A 541-nucleotide genomic window follows, 5' to 3' on the forward strand; every position below is an offset into this window, starting at 1 on the left:
ACCCAGAGCGACCTCGAACAACTTCTGGTTCGGGCTGGCAGCGAAATCCTGGACGGCATCGTCACCCAGATTGGACTGGAAGATACCCGCCGCCGATACCGGCAGGAAATCTTCGTAGACGATCGGGTCGAAACGCACCAGGCCAGCCTCGACCAGGTCCTCGATGTCGGAACGGGCGTGACCGGAGAGATCGGCTCCCGGTATGATGGAATAGAAGAAGTAGCCGAGCCCTGCCTTGCGGATGGCATTCCAGTCGTCCGGGAAGGCGGAGAAGCTTTCCTGCAGCGCGGTGACATAGTCCTGTGCGTTCGAGCCGTCGGCGGCCGGGCGCACCTTGGCGCGCGCTTCGTTGAGCAGCCGGTCATAGAGACCGCGACCCTTGGGGGTCAGGGCCACGCCACGCTGTTCGATCTCGCCGAAACGGGCTGTGTGTGAGCCGCCTGCAAGATTGCCGCCTGGATCGGGGAACAGGACTCGCTCCTCGATAGCCTTGAACGAAGTCTGTCGAAGCAGGATCGGACAGGCGCGGCAGGGTGGTCCC

At 63.2% G+C, this 541-nt stretch carries 1 protein-coding gene; it reads right to left on the bottom strand.

The features are described 5' to 3' along the window. The coding region (locus G3A47_RS23300) for a VOC family protein (RefSeq protein ID WP_166926661.1) at window positions 1-541 on the bottom strand (541 nt) is incomplete at both ends.

Origin of the sequence: Flavobacterium poyangense, from assembly GCF_011751075.1 — a bacterium.
GTDB lineage: Bacteria > Bacteroidota > Bacteroidia > Flavobacteriales > Flavobacteriaceae > Flavobacterium > Flavobacterium poyangense.